Genomic DNA, 16,812 nt, shown 5'->3' on the forward strand with positions numbered 1-16,812 from the left:
ATAGAGGTGATACTCATGGCTTTACTGGAACTAAAAGAGATAAGTAAGGAATATTCAGGAAAAAAGGTTCTTGATACGGTTAGTCTAAAAATTCAATCGGGAGACATGAAAGTAGTCATGGGGCCATCGGGTTGTGGAAAAACGACGCTTTTACGCTGTCTGCTTCGATTAGAAGAGCCTGATTATGGTGATATTTATTTTCACGGGAGAAATATTTATGACAAGGAATTTACTATTCTTGAGTTCAGAAAAAAAGTTGGTTGTGTCTTCCAGAATTACGCTTTGTATCGCCATCTTAACGTCATGGATAATATTACCCTTGCCCTATGTAAAGTGTTTGGCATGCCGGGACAACTAGCCCGGGAGAAAGCCTTACATGAGCTACAAAAACTTGATATGGTCTCGCATAGCGCGAAATACCCTTCGCAATTATCGGGCGGGCAGCAACAGCGCGTCGCCCTGGCCCGTACAATGGTCACCGACCCAGAACTCATTATTTTTGATGAGCCGACGTCTGCGCTTGATCCGCTCATGACTCGTGAAGTCGGAATGTTGATCAAGCAACTTCACGACAATGGCGTCACTATATTATGCGTCACTCATGATATTCGCCTCGCCAGATTACTAAGCGATAACGTAACGTTTCTTAATCATGGCAAAATTCGTGCAGAAGGCGCTTTTACCGATCTTGCTTTACGAGAAACGGATCCAGATATCCACTGTTTTTTTAGCGAGGCACAACGATGATCGCTGGCTGGTCTCTCTTCTTTAATGACCTGACTGAACAACTGCCACTTGTTGTGGACGGTATTAAAGAAACCTGTAAACTTGCGCTGATTGTTTCCATCACCGGTTTTTTGTGGGGAATTATTATTTTCTTTCTGAGCCTGAGCCATCGCCCCGTGGTAAAAGCCATAACTCGACTGTACATGGATTTCTTTATCGGTACGCCACTCATTCTTATTCTGTTTGTTATCTATTATGGTTTACCTCAATCTGGCATTCACCTGTCCTCTTTTACCGTGGCGGTTACAGGGTTTACTTTAAACGTCGGCGCATATAATGCCGCGTACATGACAACGGCCTATAACGCATTGAATAAATATGAAACGGAGGCCGCAGTCGTTCAGGGGTTGAACAAACGGCAGGTCTTTTTGTGGATTATACTGCCTCAGGTATTGCTGTCTTCCATTCCAGCCTTAACGAATCAGGTGATTAATAACCTTAAAGACAGCACCATCGTTTTTCTTATCCAATATACTGAGTTTTTCGCGCGAATTCAGGAGGTTGCTGCAACCAGCTTTAAATTCTTCCATGCTTACCTTTTTGCCGCCATAGTGTACCTTATTGGCGTTACCTTTATTGTCGGTTTGACCCGGTTTTTAGAGCATAGACTGCTTCGCCATTACGGTCAGGATTACTGAGTTGCACTGCACTATTCTGATTAATTCATCGCTGACATTATCAAAGTTATTTTTATTTAGTGTTGGTTAAGATTTTAACCTTCATTATTGCGTTAGGTGTCCATTCTGGTCTAAGTCTTACTCCATTGAGGATATTATGGCGCTACCACAACTATCAATATGGCAGCCCGGCGATGGGTTAAGAAAAATAAAGTATAAATATCATGTTTGTCTCATTGTCATATTCTCCGTCCTTATACGGTTGCTGTTTATAACTGACCGCTACCTTTGGTGTGACGAAGCGTCCAGCGTGCTGATTAGTCGACATAGCGTAGATAATCTGCTCTTCCATGCCGCTTTTGACGTGCATCCCCCGCTTTATTATCTGTTACTGCATGACTGGATCATATTATGGGGTGATAGCATTGCAGCGGTACGCTCTCTCAGTCTACTCTTTGGGATCCTGACAGTTGTGCTGGTTATCGCGCTTACGCGATGGCTGGCAAATGAGCGTACAGCCTTATTGGCAGGATGGTTTGCCGCCCTGATGCCGATGGCAGTCCATTACAGTCAAGAAACGCGCATGTACGCGTTAATGGGAATGCTAACGCTCGCAGCCGCGTTAGCATTGATGATGTGGATAAAAACACCCACCCATAATCGCTATCTTGTCGCGTATGCTTTACTTATGACGTTCAGCTTTTACACCCATTATTTCACCCTATTTGCACTTATTGCCCACTGGATCGCAGTAACAATATTATCCTGCCAAAGCCATAAAACGGCCTGCTACCTTAAACTTCCTGGCTGGTGGTTTGCTAACCTGGCGATTGCTGTCGCTTATCTCCCCTGGTTGCCCGTATTGTTTAATTTACTGACTCATCTGGCGCAGTTGAGAGCCGGTAATGATATCGGTTGGATTCCCCCCGTAACATGGCGTGACCTGCCTGCGATGTACTGGCATTTTTTTACCGGAAACAACGGACAGGGTTTTCCGTCGTTCATTCTGTGGCTGGCTGTGGGAGGTTTTATCGGTACTGTGGGGCGAATATCTTTATACAACGGAGAATATGAAAGATATCAGCTGATATTATTTTGTAATCTGGTCATCCCTGTAATGCTGGTCTTCATCATTTCCTGGTGGATGCCGTTATTTATCGATCGTTATTTCTTCTTCTCATCGCTGAGCATTCCTCCCCTGCTCGCGGTATTACTTACCCGCGCAAAAAAAGCGGTTTGTGGCTTCTGGTTTATCTTATTCACCTTATTATTCGGCTATGGTTCATATCATAATAACCCTGAGCACATAGACGAGTTTAAACCACTGGTAAACTATATTAATACCCGTCACCAGCCTAATGATGCCGTGGTAGTCAGTAAAATGTTCGATTATTTAAGTTATGTGTATTATAATAAGCGAGATTATCGTACATTTCTTTATACACCGCCTAACGCACACGGAACATCAGGCAGACCGAATGCCTATGGCTTTGGTTCACTGTTTTATGCGCAAGCCGATCAGACATATATTGATACTCTGACAACGCTTTCAAAAAGTCACCATCGTGTCTGGTTGATAAGCGGCGGTAACTTCAGTCAGGATTACCCCTTGCCGTCAGAATGGCAAAATATCGCAAACTTCAGAAGTGATAGATTTCAGGTACAATTATTTGTAATACCGACTCAACAGACGCGTCAAATGCAATGATTACCGTTTTTTATCCAGTGCAGTGATAAACAGTACTGCCACTGCCAGACCGCCTAAAAGTAAGGTCCAGCCAAACGCTTCAAAAACCTCAATCATATCGCCTCCGGGTAGGTGATATTAAATCAAGATGGCTATCTCATCGTAACATTTAAAATATCAATTAATGTGCAATAATCGCTTTATATGTATGAATAAATATTGTTCCTCCTGCATTTAATTGCATGCTATTATCATAGGGCTTAATATGTGTATATTAACGATTATTAATTATCAGCTTATAATAATATAACTGTCCAATTCATTTGCCAGCTATTATTATCCTATATCTTCTTTAAGATAACCGCTTAACTCATAATATCGCCTTTATTCGTCGCATTAAATTACTCACTCACCTGATTAATGCTTGCCTAACGATTGCTTCGTTGTTTTAATTCCAGCGCGAAATTATTTAGTGAGAGAACAATGAAGCATACACAACAATCAGGCGCAAAAGTCTATAACCCATTCACGCTTAGCTTATATGACTGGTGGGTACTCAATATCTCAAACAAATATGCCTGGAAGTGTCCTACTGATACGCGACTACTTCCTTTCTTCCTGCATCACATGGGCGAGACTCACCTGGATATTGGCGTAGGTACAGGTTATTACCTGAAACATGCACCTGCGACTCATGCCATTTCGCTGATGGATTTAAATCCGGATAGCCTGAAAATAGCCGCCAGCCGAGTGGGTAATACAAAAATCTGCGCCACACTACAACACGATGTTTTCGACACGTTCCCGGCGGACTGGCACGGGCGCTTCGATTCCGTTTCGATGTACTATCTTCTGCACTGCTTACCTGGTGAGATGACAACAAAAGCGAAGGCAATTAAAAATGCCGGTATGGCGCTTAAACCCGGCGGCACACTTTTTGGTGCCACGATTCTGGGCAAAGAGGTTCCTCACAATGCTTTTGGCAAGAAATTGATGGCTGTTTATAACAAGAAAGGAATATTCAGTAATACCAATGATTCAGCCGATACGTTACGCAGCGTGTTGGACGAACATTTTGCTAAGGTGACTTTGGAGCAACATGGCGCCGTTGCGCTATTTTCCGCCACTACGCCACGTTCATTGTAAGTGTAGTCACTTCCGGGCGGTCGGGCAGCGCGATCATGTGGGTTTAACCCGTTGATTAAACATTGGATTACGGAATAGCAATTGCTTATTTTATTTGTCATACAAATAAGTATAATACCCGCTTCCGATGTAGACCCGTCCTCCTTCGCCTGCGTCACGGGTCCTGGTTAGACGCAGGCGTTTTCTGTATGGAATACGCCATCCCCACTGATAGATGCCTTGTTTGCCTAAAGCGGTTAACCCCGCCTGCGACAAACGTCATACAGGACGGTTAGTCACGCTTACGCGGCATCATCCGTAACAGCGTATTGTCTTTCCAGAAATAGTGATGCATCAAAGCAGCGATGGCATGAAGTCCAATAACAAAATAGCCCAGATTCGCCAGCGTGACGTGCCAGGATTTCAGCATATCTACGCGTTCAAAGTTAGCCTCGGCGGCATGGGGCATAGTAATGCCAAATGCGACCCAGGGATTGCCGCGGTTATACATCATGACCAGACCAATAACAGGCAGCACGATAAATAACAGGTAAATCACCAGATGTCCTAAATGCGCCATTCCGGTCATCATCGGTTTTGGACGAGGAACAATGGGCGGCGTGGGATATTTCAGCCGAATAAACAAGCGTGCCACCATTAAAAGCAAAATAGTGATACCACATGAAACGTGCGTCATATTAAACCAGGGCCGATAACTACGCGGCGCAAAACCGCGTAGCTCCATCGCGGCGTAAGCCACAATAACCAGAAAAAAGACTAACCAGTGAATACCAATTTGCAAGCCGGAATACTTATTGCCCATAGCGCGTCCTGAATGAAAACCGTAAAGCGACAACATAACCAGCTTTTATAAATAATTCATCAAATTTATGAGATGGTGGTCGCACTTGCCCGTTCACCCTCGCAAACGGGCGATTTTTAGCGTAAAGCTCTCTGTTCTAACGCACTGCGCAGCGTAGTATCTGCCTGCAATACCTGCCATGCGTTTTCAATATCACGTGGGATATCAACGTGAATGATAAAATCTTTACCACGCGGTCCATACCCTGTTTCATCGTCACGCAAACGTGGCAGCTCGCCGGCAATCAGAGACAGATAACGCTCCACCGTCCAGATGCCCTCTTCAACATTGGCAAAACGTGTACCGTCATTAAGGTGGCGCAGTACCGGAACAAAGCCAGGAAAACTCAGCCAGCGTGGCGCATCGGTGTCGTCGTTTGTCACGCGCCGAAACGCCGCGATAGTGCGCCGCTGCATGGTGGGGTCTTGCACAACGATAGCCGTGTTAATGTTTTCTTTCGCCTGACGGATCAGTGCGCAGGAGAAACGGGCATTTTCGCCGCAATTAGTTGACCGATCTTCCAGCCAAATTTTCTCAGCCGGAATATGCCAGAACTGGTTCGCGATATCCGCGAGGATCGCGGCTTCAGCGCGTCCGCTTGTGCGAATAGTGTGGTAGCGCGGATGCCGGGCAATCACGGCGTACAAAAACGGCGTCGAATGGCCTATACCGCCGCTAATCAGTAAAGGAACGCCTTGCGCTTTGGCGATGCGACAGGCCGCGTCGATAGTGGGGATCACCGCATTGCCCGCCAGGACGACGCAATCCGACGAATAAGGTTGTTCGCCGGAAAAATCATTTTGCGCCAGCCACTGTCCGACGGTATTCACCGCCAGCAATGTTTCCGCAGAGAGCGCCGGAAATGGCGTTGTATTCATAATTCCTCCTTTTTGTTCCGAACTTGTACCGGATCTCTTTGAAAGACGTCGTCGCCTGGCTTTTTAGGCCGTAATCTGATCCATGGCCTGTAAAATACGCTTATCGGAAATAGGATAAGGCGTACCGAGCTGTTGCGCGAAATAACTGACACGCAGTTCTTCAATCATCCAACGGATCTCTTTAACATCATCATCTTCGCGACGCGCTGGAGGCAATTTATTTATCCATTGTTGCCACGCCTGCTGGACGCTTTCGACTTTCAGCATTTGCGCCCGATCGCGGTGCGGATCGACAGCCAGTTTCTCCAGCCGCTTTTCAATTGCCTGCAGATAACGCAGCGTATCGCCGAGACGTTTAAAGCCGTTGCCAGTCACAAAACCACGGTATACCAGACCGCTCATCTGCGCCTTGACATCGGAAAGCCCCAACGCCATGCTCATATCCACCCGCCCTTTCAGACGCTTATTGATATTGAATACGGTCGTCAGGATCCGCTCAACCTGCTTCGCGATATCCACCACAGTATCATTCAGCTCGGCGCGTACCTTTTCGTGCAGCGCGGTGAAACCTGCTTCGCTCCACACCGGTCCGCCGTTGGCATCTATCAGTTTATCTACCCCGCAGGCAATACAGTCATCAATCAACTCCAGTACTTTGCCGTACGGGTTAAAGTACAGCCCCAGCTTGGCTTTATTCGGCAATTTCTCATGCAGATACTTAATCGGTGAAGGAATGTTGAGCAACAGCAGACGGCGTAAACCGCACCACATCGCCTGTTGTTGTTCCAGCGGATTATCAAACAATTTGATAGCGACGCTGTCACGCTCATCCACTAACGCCGGCCACGCCTTCACTTTATAATTACCGCGTTTCTGTTCGTAGCTTTCCGGCAGCTCGCCGAAACTCCAGATATGCAGCCCGCTCTGCTCGATGCCGTCATCCGCCACCGCCGAGAGCGTCTCCTGCACTTTGCCTTTCAGCGCATTTTTAAGCTCGGCGAGCGAACGCCCTTCCTGCAGTTTCTTGTTTTTGTCATTCACCACGCGAAACGTGATTTTCAGATGCTCGGGCACCTGATCCCAATGCCAGTCTTCCCGGTCGACCGTGACGCCGGTCATCCGGCGCAGTTCACGCTCCAGAGCGTCCAGCAGCGGCAGCTCCAGCGGCGTTACGCGACCTAAAAACGCTTCAGCATAGTTTGGAGCCGGAACAAAGTTGCGACGTACCGGTTTTGGCAACGATTTAATCAGCGCAATAACTAATTCACGGCGCAGTCCTGGGATCTGCCATTCAAAACCGCTCTCATCAACCTGGTTAAGTAGCGGCAACGGAATATGGACGGTCACGCCGTCAGCATCCGCGCCCGGTTCAAATTGATAGCTCAAACGCAGCTTGAGATTGCCCTGGTGCCAGAAATTCGGGTAATCCAGTTTGCTGATTTTTTCCGCGCCTTCTTTAATCAGCATACTTTTTTCAAAGTTGAGCAGATCCGGCGTCTCGCGGCTGATTTTTTTCCACCAACTATCAAAGTGGCGGGCGGAAATAACGTCATGGCTAATACGCTGGTCATAAAACTCAAACAGGGTATCGTCATCCACCAGGATATCGCGGCGGCGAGATTTGTGCTCAAGTTCCTCGACTTCCGCACGCAATTTTAGATTCTCACGGAAGAAGGCATGACGGGTTTGCCAGTCCCCCTCCACCAGCGCATGGCGGATGAACAACTCGCGACACAACGCCGGGTCAATCTGGCTGTAATTCACCTTGCGCGCGGTGACAATCGGCAGACCGTAGACAGTAACCTTTTCCGTCGCCATCACCGCGCCTTGCGCCCGCTCCCAGTGCGGTTCGCTATATGAACGTTTAATCAGGTGCTGGGCTACCGGTTCCACCCATTCTGGCTCAATGCGGGCAGCGATACGCCCCCACAAACGGCTGGTCTCCACCAGTTCTGCGACCATTGTCCATTTCGGCGGTTTTTTGAATAAACCGGAACCGGGGAAAATAGAGAATCGGGCGTTACGAGCGCCGGTGTACTCTTGTTTATCGGCATCTTTCATCCCGATATGCGACAACAGCCCCGTTAACAACGCAACGTGAATTTCCCGGTACTCTGCGGGTTCGCTGTTTACCGGAATCCCCAGTTCTTTGACCACCTGACGCAGTTGGGTATAGATATCCTGCCACTCACGCACGCGTAAATAGTTCAGATAGTCGGTGCGACACAGACGGCGGAATTGATTCGACGACAGGGCCTTTTGTTGCTCGCCGAGGTAATTCCACAGGTTAACAAACGCCAGAAAATCGGACTCCTTATCATGGAAGCGCCGGTGTTTCTCATCGGAAGCCTGCTGCTTGTCCACTGGGCGCTCGCGCGGATCCTGAATAGAGAGTGCGGAAGTAATGATCATCGCTTCGCGCACACAGCCATGCTTTTGCGCTTCCAGAACCATACGCGCCAGGCGCGGGTCGACCGGCAACTGGGATAATTGTCGGCCCAGCGGCGTCAGCTTATATGCCGTTTGCTGTTCGTCGGCGGTAATCGCCCCCAGCTCTTCCAACAAACGCACGCCATCCTGAATATTGCGCTTATCCGGCGCTTCGACAAACGGGAAGGCAGCGATGTCACCCAGCCCCAGGGCGGTCATCTGCAAAATAACCGACGCCAGGTTGGTACGTAGAATTTCCGGGTCGGTAAATTCCGGACGTGACAAAAAGTCATCTTCCGAATACAGACGAATGCAGATCCCTTCCGATACGCGTCCGCAACGCCCTTTACGCTGGTTGGCGGAAGCCTGTGAGATCGGTTCAATCGGCAGGCGCTGCACTTTAGTGCGGTAGCTGTAGCGGCTGATGCGCGCAGTGCCAGGATCGATCACATACTTGATACCCGGCACCGTCAGCGAGGTTTCCGCCACGTTAGTCGCCAGCACGATACGGCGTCCGCTGTGCGACTGGAAAACGCGGTTCTGTTCGCTGTTCGACAAGCGTGCATACAGCGGCAACACTTCGGTATGCCGTAAGTTCAGCTTGTTCAGGGCGTCGGCGGTATCGCGGATTTCCCGCTCTCCGCTCATAAAAATCAGGATATCGCCGGGACTTTCACGCCCCAGTTCATCAACAGCGTCAAAAATTGCCTGTAGCTGATCGCGTTCAGTGTCGTCAGCCTCTTCCACGATAGGGCGATAACGAACTTCTACGGGATACGTTCGGCCAGAGACTTCGATAATCGGCGCGTTATTAAAGTGGCGCGAGAAACGTTCCGGGTCGATGGTCGCAGAGGTAATAATCACTTTCAGATCGGGGCGACGCGGCAGAAGCTCTTTCAGATAGCCGAGCAAGAAGTCAATATTCAGGCTGCGTTCATGCGCTTCATCAATAATGATGGTGTCATACTGCATCAATAGCCTGTCCTGCTGGATTTCCGCCAGCAGGATACCGTCCGTCATCAGTTTGACCATGGTGTTGCTACTGACATGATCGCTGAAACGAACTTTATAGCCGATGCAGCCGCCTGGCTCCGTTTGCAACTCTTCGGCAATGCGGTTAGCGACGGTGCGCGCCGCCAGACGACGCGGCTGAGTATGTCCAATAAGTCCTTTAATTCCGCGTCCCAGTTCCATACAAATTTTCGGCAGCTGGGTGGTTTTACCGGAACCGGTTTCCCCTGCCACGATCACCACCTGATGATCGCGGATCGCTTCCAGAATGTCCTGTTTCTTCTGGCTAACAGGCAGATTTTGCGGATAAGTGATTGAGGGGCGCGCCGCTTCGCGGAGGGCGACCTGCGCCGCAGCCTGTTCAATTTCTTTCGCCATCGTCTGGAAAATGGCCTGTTGCGCATCAGGATTTTTTACTTTCTTTACGCCATGCAGGCGGCGCGCAAAGCGCTGTTTGTCGCGCAGCATCAGTGCATCCAGCCGCTGCTGTAACACCTGAAGCGTCAACGTAGATTGTTCAGTCATAAAGCTCTTGGGCAGCATTCTGCCTGTTTAAAATCGTTTTAAATGATAGGTATAGAGTACCACATTGGGGCTTTTTTTGTGTTGTTCAATAATTTCGAACAAAGAGTTCGATATATTGCGCTATCCCTGCGACATATTTGTGAATAAAGTGTCAACAAGCAACGGGGCACGCCCCTTCAAATACATAAAAGGAAACACCCATGAGCAAGGTATTAGTTCTTAAATCCAGTATTCTGGCAGGGTACTCTCAGTCTGGTCAGTTGACTGACTATTTTATTGAACAATGGCGCGAAAAACACGTCGCAGATGAAATTACTGTCCGCGATCTGGCGGCCAACCCTGTTCCGGTGTTGGATGGCGAGCTGGTGGGCGCGATGCGTCCGGGCGATGCGCCTTTAACGCCACGTCAGCAGGACGCTCTGGCGCTGTCTGATGAACTCATTGCTGAACTGAAAGCCCACGACGTCATCGTTATTGCGGCACCGATGTACAATTTCAATATCCCGACGCAGCTGAAAAACTACTTTGATCTGATTGCCCGCGCCGGTATCACTTTCCGCTATACCGAAAAAGGCCCGGAAGGTCTGGTAACCGGTAAACGCGCGGTGGTTCTCTCCAGTCGCGGCGGTATCCATAAAGACACCCCGACGGATTTGATTGCGCCTTACCTGAAAGTGTTCCTTGGTTTTATCGGTATTACCGACGTGAATTTTGTCTTTGCCGAAGGCATCGCCTACGGGCCGGAAGTGGCGGCTAAAGCTCAGGCCGATGCAAAAGCCGCGATTGACAGCGTAGTGGCCGCTTAAATATTTTTGCCTCCCGTTTCGACGGGAGGTGACTTCTTCGGTTCGTAGCGCAAATATCCTACCACGCCGCTACTGCCGCCATCGCTGGGATGCGTTACCCCATCATTGACTTCAACGCAGGCGAAATCAAAAGGCGACACATTTTCGATGCACGCCACATTGACCCCATATTGTTCGGGATTGGATCGGCGCTGATGAAAAGTATATATCCCGCATACCGAACAGAAAAAATGCACCGCCTTGCCCGTATTGAAGCGATATTCGGTAAGCTTATCCTGCCCTTTTAGCACTTTAATACCCGATAGCGGCGCAGACACTGCCACCGCTCCGCGCATCCGGCAAAACGAACAGTTGCAGCGCCTGGCGGTATGAAAGCCATCGCTAAGTTGAACGGTAAACACGACGCTGCCACAATGGCAGGCAGCAGATAATTTTTCAGACGTCATACCTGGTTACTCTCGCGAATAGTGATACCAGTCAACAGTATAGAAATGGCGTTTCCGGTTCGCCTAATATAAATACGACCTTCATATTCAGAAATTACCAATATAAAAATGCATTTTGCGGTAAAAAAATTGTCGGAAAGCGGTTATTTACGCATCCATTTGCCATTAATTCCCTGGACATATTCTCCCGGCCTGGCACGCTCAACCAGTTTTTGCCCTGCCATCTTCGCCACCTCGTCCACGGGAAGATGATTGCTATCCGCTAACTGCTGATAACTGGCGCGACGGGCATGATTAATATCAAGCACCAGTTTCTGGGTTTCGGCATCATTCTTTAAGGCCACCAGATAGCCATTCAGCGTTTCCCCAACCCGGCCCTGCGTGCGCGCTTCGTCCAGGGTTAAGGCCCACACAGAAGGTGTGAGCAAGCTCAGCGTCAGCACCCATAGCATTAAATACTTTTTCATTATGGCCTCAGAATAGATCGCTGCGTGATTTCAGGAGTTCTTCAACATCTTTATCGACTTTGATATGTATTTCATGCTCGATCTTTACATTCATGTTGATGGTAATCGGCTGTTCCGGCGCGGCGACTTCAATACGTGGCGTGCAGCCCACCACGATAAATGACGCAAGCGCTGACAGCATGGCAATACTCATTTTCATTATTTATCCTCACAGTCCTTGTCTTTCCGGCAAGGAGGTTGCGGCAACGCTGTATTTTGTTCAAGCCATGCCTGTAAATTGTCGCCAAAACGCAAACTGCGCCACAGCGTAAACACATTTTCTTCATGGGTATAGTTCAAGTTAACGATCGCGGTTTTACCATCTACCCGGCTTTTGCCGGTAATGGCCGCCTGCATCGTTAGTACGCCCAGGTTATCAACGTTAATTTTCGTCCACGAATGCGTAATCTCCATATAACGTAACCAGTTGATCGCCGAGCCTGCCGTGACATTATCCTTCACCACCGCATCCGCAGTATCTTTATCGATGCGCAACGTCATTGGCCCGGGATTCGTAAGCCAGCCATCTTTGATTATCCATTTTTCATTGTTCAGCCACAGCGGCAGCGCGCCGCTAACCGGACCAGACATGGCGAATTGCTTTGGATTTATGGCGCTAATCAATTCGCTGGATGAAATATTTTGCACCCGCAAAAGCGCCGGGTCGTGCTGCGGCATTCGCAACTGTTTCATAATGATTTGACCGCCCAGCACGTCTACGCTGACATCGCTTAGCAGTAATGGATTCGACTCGCTCCAGGGATAACCGCCCTGTAAATCAGCGGTGATATTTTTCGCCGTGACCTGGTTGACTATCCCGGCAATACGCAGCGAGACGGGCCCGCGCGTCCCCAATTGCCACGCGCCGTTGTGGAAGCGAAATGGCAGAATGAAATCGACGCCGTTGATTTTGTTATCCGGCATCCAGGCGCTACCGCCTTTTAACACGCCGTGTCCACCTGCTTCAAACCCCTGCCCCTGTGCGGCGGAAAAAGCCACCTGCGCATACAGTGAGCCTTCGCGCAGCGTCATTTTCCAGTCTGGTGGAAGCAACGGCTGGAAAACGATAAGCGACTGCTTCGGCCACCAGGCCTGTCCGCGAAGGCGTTCGCCATCCCAGCGCCCATTCAGCCGTACCGGCCCTATCGCCCCCGCCCGAAGGTCGCCTTTAAACTGGAACAGGGTTGGCTCGCGCCCTTCAACGCTAAAATTAATGGTAGAAGGCGGCAGCACGCTCCCGCTGGTAAATACGGTTTTTCCCGCCTCCAGAGACAGCGCGCCCTGTAGCGACGGCGTTGTGGCGTCGCGAACCCAGACAATAGGTTTATTCAGCGCCAGTCTTGGCGATGTGACGGTCATTGCGCCATAGTGCAACTGATCAAAGCCGGTGGACAAACTGGTCAACCTGATGGTGTTATCATGCCATTCGCCCTGTCCGGCAATATCCCAGCGGGCGCGCATTGGTGTAAAGCTTCCTTGCCCCCAATAGCGCCAACGCCAGCGACCAGCATCAGGGAGAAAATCATTCGCCAGGCCATCAAGATGAAGAACGAAATCGCCCATCTCATTTTCGTGCGCCCGTAAAATAGCCTGTAATCGACCATCAACGCCGCGCGGCGTCACCTTAACGCCCGCCAGCGGCCAACGAATTTCATCAATATCTAACGCATCAATCACCCGTCCGCGCGAGCGTAGCAATGCGCCAGGTGCAAAGGTGAGCTGCGGATCGGCCAGACTGCCGCGGAACATAGCGGGCAATACGGCATAAAAGATTAAATCCTTCTGTTTAGCCTCGCCGGTAAGCTGTAGAGGCATCTCACTGCTATCCATGCTGAGTTTTCCCGGGCCGATAGTCAGTACAGCGTTCGCTTTACCGGCATCGCCCTGGGTCAGAATATTCAGGCGTCCGCTGACTCGCGCATTATCCGGCCCGGCTTGCCAGTTATCGATATTAAAAGCCAGACGTCCGCTCAAGGGGAATCCCTGATATGGCCAGTTCCAGCGGCCATCGCTGATGGTAAGCCGCTGACGCGTTACCGCCCAGGGGAGATCGAGAATCGGGTCAGGATTACCTCGCGCCATCACGATGAGCTGTCCGGCGTTATCACGCCACTCCAGTTCCGCATCCACCAGCGACGGTTCCTGCGGCAGACGCAAGGTCGCTGCCGCATGACCGCTGACCGGCAGGCCATCCGGTACCAGCGGCAACATAAACTCCCCCGCCAGGCTAACGGGAGGCTGGTTGGCCAGCGCGGCGATCTCCAGTTGGCTCACCGTCAATGCCTGACCGCGTAACTGCCCTTGAAATTTTACTTTTTCGCCCTGATAACGTATCTGCTGAATGAGCGGCGTCATGGAGATCGCCAGCTTGCCCTGCCATTCCGGCCAGGGCGCGAGAATGACATTATCAATGTTAATCCAGGTATTGGGCAGCATTGACTGCCACTGCGCCAGCGTACGCGGCGCGGCGGGAGAAGCTTCCGAAGCGGGCAGTTTCGCCAGGCACGCGGCATCCAGTTTAAGGCTTTTAATATTCAGCAACCAACGGCTGGGATGCGTCAGTTCCGCCTGGGTAATATGCGCTAACGAACAATCATTGACCAGATAGCGAAGATCGGGAATCACTAACCCATGACGTGTCAAGCGTGGACTTTGTTCCAGAGCGATACGGGTACCGACGGGTAGCCAAATTCCCGCCAGAGTGGGAACCCACAGCCCGAGGGTCATCAGTAGCGTCAGAGGGACAAGAATCAGCAGTAACAGTAGCGCAAGGGCGGCTTTATATTTACCCTTCATGGGCCATTAATTTCCTGATTTAACGAAAAATTCAGTCGGCTATCTCTTTATTTTGGCATGATTGCCCGTACATAGCCTAATAGTTCATGTTGCAAGCGGGTGATGCGTTATGCATGTTGCAGGGGCGCCCTCCGGCTATTTGAGGCGTTGTGGAGAATGATAACCTAAAATTATTCATTATATGTATGACTATCAATTATTTTTGATTTTTTGTAAGATAATTTTAAGTATATTTGTGTGATTCTAACATCACTGGAGAAGGTCATATGAAACTCGCCGTCTATAGTACCAAACAGTATGACAAGAAATATCTACAGCAAGTGAACGAAGCGTTCGGTTTTGAACTGGAGTTTTTTGATTTTCTGCTGACCGAGAAAACGGCGAAAACCGCCAATGGATGTGAGGCAGTTTGTATCTTCGTGAATGACGACGGGAGCCGACCGGTACTGGAAGAGCTGAAAAAACACGGCGTGAAATACATCGCGCTGCGTTGCGCCGGATTTAATAATGTCGACCTGGATGCCGCTAAAGAGCTCGGTTTGCAGGTGGTCCGCGTGCCGGCTTATTCTCCGGAAGCCGTCGCTGAACATGCGATTGGCATGATGATGACATTGAACCGCCGTATTCACCGCGCTTATCAACGCACCCGCGACGCTAACTTTTCCCTTGAGGGACTGACCGGCTTTACCATGCACGGAAAAACCGCTGGCGTCATTGGTACCGGTAAAATCGGCGTCGCCGCGCTGCGTATCCTGAAAGGCTTCGGAATGCGTTTACTGGCGTTTGATCCCTATCCCAGCACCGCCGCGCTTGACCTCGGCGTCGAGTATGTGGATCTGCAAACGTTGTTTGCCGAATCGGATGTCATTTCCCTGCACTGCCCGCTCACGCCGGAAAACTACCATTTGCTGAACCATGCGGCATTCGATCAAATGAAAAATGGCGTTATGGTCATTAATACCAGTCGTGGCGCGCTGATTGATTCCCAGGCGGCTATCGAAGCTCTGAAGAATCAGAAAATCGGCTCGCTGGGGATGGATGTGTATGAAAACGAACGCGACCTGTTCTTTGAAGATAAGTCAAACGATGTTATTCAGGATGATGTTTTCCGCCGTCTGTCGGCCTGCCATAACGTACTGTTTACGGGGCACCAGGCATTCCTGACCGCAGAAGCGCTGATCAGCATCTCTGAAACCACGTTACAAAACTTAAGCCAGCTTGAGAAGGGCGAAGCCTGCCCGAACGCGCTGTTCTAATCCTGTCGCTCCCCTGCGCTCAGGGGAGCATTTTCGGATAACCCCTGAAGATCTATCCGGTCATATCATTACTATAGTCAGTGTTAACTATCAGATTACAGAGAATATCAATGAAGAAAATCGTCACGCTGGTCGCCCTGAGCATCATAATCACAGGGTGCGTGAGCAGTGGAAAAGTGTCCGTCAAACGCGAGCAACTGGAGCACCACCGCTTTGTTCTGGAAAGCGTAAACGGTAAAACGGTCACCGGCCCGGAGCTCAGCTTTGGCGAGGACATGACGGTATCTGGCAAAATGTGCAATCAATTCACCGGCGAAGGAAAACTGTCGGACGGCGAATTAAAAGTGAAAAATTTAGCGATGACCCGAATGATGTGCGCCGATCCGAAGCTTAATGCGCTGGACGGTACCCTCAGCGAGCTCTTCAGCAAAGGCGCACAGGTCGATTTAACCGCGAACCAATTAACGCTGGCGACGGCAGAAACAACGCTAATGTATAAACTGGCGGATTTAGCGCACTAAGCCATTAAGTGAAAAGTTATACGCGTCAGGCGAAACGCCGCGCTTAATAACTCCCGCAGCTTCCGGCGGCAAGCGACTGTTCGCTACAACGTTTGCCGTTGGGTAGCGCGCACATACCAATTACTGAACCATCAAGCTGCCGGGCCGCTGAAAGCGAACCGCCAATCATAGCGCAATTCGCTTCGCCGGCGCTGGACATCGCCGCTTTCATCCCTGGCGAAACATGCGCCGCGGTTGCCTGCTGAACAGGTTCGCTACTGCAAGCCGACAATAATAACGCGGCCCCCCCCACCCAAAACGCTGCGCGCATTTCTCTCCCCTCTGTTTATTCATCCAAACGACACCGCCCTAAATAATAGGCAGCAGAAACTGACGCGTCGAGAGGCAAAGCGCGCATTTATGCGCTTCATTAACATTTATTGGCAATTTTTTACGTCTTTTCGGCAAGAAATCGCCATTCTCCTCCCGCCAGGGACACAAAAGCGAAAATGGGGCTTGAAGGGCTTTGCTAAAATAAAAGGATAACTACAGGATGCGCTCACGATTATGCGTGTCCCTCT

At 50.0% G+C, this 16,812-nt stretch carries 16 protein-coding genes; 8 read left to right on the forward strand and 8 right to left on the reverse strand.

From position 1 onward, the window contains the following. Positions 1 to 15: 15 nt before the first annotated feature. The 4 genes from NA389_RS00740 (at position 16) to NA389_RS00755 (ending at position 4,236) form a co-directional block, all read left to right on the forward strand. Positions 16 to 747, forward strand: a complete 732-nt coding sequence (locus NA389_RS00740; protein WP_001185903.1) for an amino acid ABC transporter ATP-binding protein — start codon at positions 16 to 18, stop codon at positions 745 to 747. Then, the gene (locus NA389_RS00745) at positions 744 to 1,424 is read left to right on the forward strand and encodes an amino acid ABC transporter permease (RefSeq protein ID WP_000560165.1); all 681 of its coding nucleotides are present in this window, start codon (positions 744 to 746) and stop codon (positions 1,422 to 1,424) included. The genes NA389_RS00740 and NA389_RS00745 overlap by 4 nt, the downstream gene beginning before the upstream one ends. Before the next feature lie 136 nt (positions 1,425 to 1,560). Beyond that, positions 1,561 to 3,111: a glycosyltransferase family 39 protein gene (locus tag NA389_RS00750; RefSeq protein ID WP_001666977.1), complete on the forward strand. Its 1,551-nt coding sequence runs from the start codon at positions 1,561 to 1,563 to the stop codon at positions 3,109 to 3,111. Positions 3,112 to 3,573: 462 nt separating this feature from the next. Next, the gene (locus NA389_RS00755) at positions 3,574 to 4,236 is read left to right on the forward strand and encodes a class I SAM-dependent methyltransferase (RefSeq protein WP_001666976.1); all 663 of its coding nucleotides are present in this window, start codon (positions 3,574 to 3,576) and stop codon (positions 4,234 to 4,236) included. A 271-nt stretch (positions 4,237 to 4,507) separates the two neighbouring features. Here NA389_RS00755 and cybB read toward each other — a convergent pair whose 3' ends face one another. The 3 genes from cybB to hrpA form a co-directional block, all read right to left on the reverse strand. Beyond that, positions 4,508 to 5,038 (reverse strand): cytochrome b561, encoded by a 531-nt coding sequence (cybB, locus tag NA389_RS00760; protein ID WP_000527275.1) that lies wholly within the window; start codon positions 5,036 to 5,038, stop codon positions 4,508 to 4,510. A 116-nt stretch (positions 5,039 to 5,154) separates the two neighbouring features. Continuing rightward, positions 5,155 to 5,955 (reverse strand): YdcF family protein, encoded by an 801-nt coding sequence (locus tag NA389_RS00765; protein WP_001098497.1) that lies wholly within the window; start codon positions 5,953 to 5,955, stop codon positions 5,155 to 5,157. A 63-nt stretch (positions 5,956 to 6,018) separates the two neighbouring features. Beyond that, positions 6,019 to 9,921, reverse strand: coding sequence for an ATP-dependent RNA helicase HrpA (gene hrpA, locus NA389_RS00770; RefSeq protein WP_079917064.1), 3,903 nt, complete (start codon positions 9,919 to 9,921; stop codon positions 6,019 to 6,021). Between the two features lie 200 nt (positions 9,922 to 10,121). On the opposite strand from hrpA, the gene azoR reads away from it, so the two are divergent. Further along, positions 10,122 to 10,727: an FMN-dependent NADH-azoreductase gene (azoR, locus tag NA389_RS00775; protein ID WP_000048924.1), complete on the forward strand. Its 606-nt coding sequence runs from the start codon at positions 10,122 to 10,124 to the stop codon at positions 10,725 to 10,727. Here the strand turns inward: azoR and NA389_RS00780 are convergent. The 4 genes from NA389_RS00780 to NA389_RS00795 all read right to left on the reverse strand — a co-directional run bounded on the left by NA389_RS00780 (position 10,724) and on the right by NA389_RS00795 (position 14,475). Next, the gene (locus NA389_RS00780) at positions 10,724 to 11,173 is read right to left on the reverse strand and encodes a GFA family protein (protein ID WP_001551828.1); all 450 of its coding nucleotides are present in this window, start codon (positions 11,171 to 11,173) and stop codon (positions 10,724 to 10,726) included. The genes azoR and NA389_RS00780 overlap by 4 nt on opposite strands. Before the next feature lie 143 nt (positions 11,174 to 11,316). Further along, positions 11,317 to 11,640, reverse strand: coding sequence for a YdbL family protein (locus tag NA389_RS00785; RefSeq protein ID WP_000760414.1), 324 nt, complete (start codon positions 11,638 to 11,640; stop codon positions 11,317 to 11,319). Positions 11,641 to 11,647: 7 nt separating this feature from the next. Then, positions 11,648 to 11,839 (reverse strand): YnbE family lipoprotein, encoded by a 192-nt coding sequence (locus NA389_RS00790; protein ID WP_000784063.1) that lies wholly within the window; start codon positions 11,837 to 11,839, stop codon positions 11,648 to 11,650. Then, positions 11,839 to 14,475 (reverse strand): YdbH family protein, encoded by a 2,637-nt coding sequence (locus tag NA389_RS00795; protein WP_000677022.1) that lies wholly within the window; start codon positions 14,473 to 14,475, stop codon positions 11,839 to 11,841. Before NA389_RS00795 ends, NA389_RS00790 begins: the two co-directional genes overlap by 1 nt. A gap of 266 nt (positions 14,476 to 14,741) precedes the next feature. Between NA389_RS00795 and ldhA the strand changes: the two genes are divergently transcribed. Together ldhA and hslJ are read left to right on the forward strand one after the other, a co-directional pair. Next, the gene (gene ldhA, locus NA389_RS00800; protein ID WP_000762206.1) at positions 14,742 to 15,731 is read left to right on the forward strand and encodes a D-lactate dehydrogenase; all 990 of its coding nucleotides are present in this window, start codon (positions 14,742 to 14,744) and stop codon (positions 15,729 to 15,731) included. A 110-nt stretch (positions 15,732 to 15,841) separates the two neighbouring features. After that, entirely contained in the window at positions 15,842 to 16,252 is a 411-nt protein-coding gene (hslJ, locus tag NA389_RS00805) for a heat shock protein HslJ (protein WP_000725237.1), read from the forward strand. 43 nt (positions 16,253 to 16,295) lie between these two features. Here the strand turns inward: hslJ and NA389_RS00810 are convergent, their stop codons facing one another. Next, complete coding sequence (locus NA389_RS00810; RefSeq protein WP_001200684.1) at positions 16,296 to 16,562, reverse strand: putative hemolysin; 267 nt, start codon at positions 16,560 to 16,562, stop codon at positions 16,296 to 16,298. Here NA389_RS00810 and NA389_RS00815 point away from each other — a divergent pair. Next, positions 16,466 to 16,777 (forward strand): hypothetical protein, encoded by a 312-nt coding sequence (locus tag NA389_RS00815; RefSeq protein WP_031607689.1) that lies wholly within the window; start codon positions 16,466 to 16,468, stop codon positions 16,775 to 16,777. The two genes, NA389_RS00810 and NA389_RS00815, sit on opposite strands and share 97 nt — an antisense overlap. Positions 16,778 to 16,812: the final 35 nt, after the last annotated feature.

The sequence above is a fragment of the Salmonella sp. NW645 genome (genome assembly GCF_051703725.1).
GTDB lineage: Bacteria > Pseudomonadota > Gammaproteobacteria > Enterobacterales > Enterobacteriaceae > Salmonella > Salmonella enterica.

Excerpts from the sequence above, each read along its gene's own strand:
- NA389_RS00740 (WP_001185903.1), top strand. The coding sequence starts at position 16 with ATGGCTTTACTGGAACTAAAAGAGATAAGTAAGGAATATTCAGGAAAA.
- NA389_RS00745 (WP_000560165.1), top strand. The coding sequence starts at position 744 with ATGATCGCTGGCTGGTCTCTCTTCTTTAATGACCTGACTGAACAACTG.
- NA389_RS00750 (WP_001666977.1), top strand. The coding sequence starts at position 1,561 with ATGGCGCTACCACAACTATCAATATGGCAGCCCGGCGATGGGTTAAGA.
- NA389_RS00755 (WP_001666976.1), top strand. The coding sequence starts at position 3,574 with ATGAAGCATACACAACAATCAGGCGCAAAAGTCTATAACCCATTCACG.
- cybB (WP_000527275.1), bottom strand. The coding sequence starts at position 5,038 with ATGGGCAATAAGTATTCCGGCTTGCAAATTGGTATTCACTGGTTAGTC.
- NA389_RS00765 (WP_001098497.1), bottom strand. The coding sequence starts at position 5,955 with ATGAATACAACGCCATTTCCGGCGCTCTCTGCGGAAACATTGCTGGCG.
- hrpA (WP_079917064.1), bottom strand. The coding sequence starts at position 9,921 with ATGACTGAACAATCTACGTTGACGCTTCAGGTGTTACAGCAGCGGCTG.
- azoR (WP_000048924.1), top strand. The coding sequence starts at position 10,122 with ATGAGCAAGGTATTAGTTCTTAAATCCAGTATTCTGGCAGGGTACTCT.
- NA389_RS00780 (WP_001551828.1), bottom strand. The coding sequence starts at position 11,173 with ATGACGTCTGAAAAATTATCTGCTGCCTGCCATTGTGGCAGCGTCGTG.
- NA389_RS00785 (WP_000760414.1), bottom strand. The coding sequence starts at position 11,640 with ATGAAAAAGTATTTAATGCTATGGGTGCTGACGCTGAGCTTGCTCACA.
- NA389_RS00790 (WP_000784063.1), bottom strand. The coding sequence starts at position 11,839 with ATGAAAATGAGTATTGCCATGCTGTCAGCGCTTGCGTCATTTATCGTG.
- NA389_RS00795 (WP_000677022.1), bottom strand. The coding sequence starts at position 14,475 with ATGAAGGGTAAATATAAAGCCGCCCTTGCGCTACTGTTACTGCTGATT.
- ldhA (WP_000762206.1), top strand. The coding sequence starts at position 14,742 with ATGAAACTCGCCGTCTATAGTACCAAACAGTATGACAAGAAATATCTA.
- hslJ (WP_000725237.1), top strand. The coding sequence starts at position 15,842 with ATGAAGAAAATCGTCACGCTGGTCGCCCTGAGCATCATAATCACAGGG.
- NA389_RS00810 (WP_001200684.1), bottom strand. The coding sequence starts at position 16,562 with ATGCGCGCAGCGTTTTGGGTGGGGGGGGCCGCGTTATTATTGTCGGCT.